Origin of the sequence: Corynebacterium sp. HMSC067D03, assembly GCF_001811185.1 — a bacterium.
Lineage (GTDB): Bacteria > Actinomycetota > Actinomycetes > Mycobacteriales > Mycobacteriaceae > Corynebacterium > Corynebacterium coyleae.
The window spans coordinates 1-472 of sequence record NZ_KV803793.1 but is presented as its reverse complement, the minus strand read 5'-3'; the positions used below and the strand labels follow the sequence as shown (position 1 = coordinate 472).

Annotated in this window: 1 pseudogene; it reads right to left on the bottom strand. The window is 54.9% G+C overall.

The features are described from left to right. Window positions 1-377, bottom strand: a pseudogene (locus HMPREF2785_RS03070) (hypothetical protein); the annotation flags it as partial. Window positions 378-472: the final 95 nt, after the last annotated feature.

Genomic DNA, 472 nt, shown 5'->3' with positions numbered 1-472 from the left:
AGCATCTGTGCCGATGGGCCAAGGTTGCGCTTGTCAGCGAAATCACAAGCGTCAACGTAGGTGTCTTCGCAGCCAAGGCTGCGGTATTCGGACGCCATCCAGTTCAGTTGCAAAAACAGATCCGGACGATTCACATCAGCCCCATAACCGGGAAGGGGAACTGCAGTGCCGTCAGACAAGATGACACCGTGTTGTTCCCATACGTCGGGAAGACCGTCACCATCAGAATCAACCAGGTCGAGCCCAGCGCCGAAATCAACCGGGGCGATCAATGCTTGCTCATCGCAAGCGTCGCACGCATTGGCGGGGGTGATACCGGCAATGGCCATGGTGGCAGTCAGTGCTGCTGCGATGGTGTTGCGGATTGCGTTTCGCATTGGTGGTGCTCCTTGGTGATTTCTTGTTTCGCTGATCAGGACCTGTTCTTCCTGACATCCATAAGGTTATGCAGTTTGTATGCGCAGGTAAAACG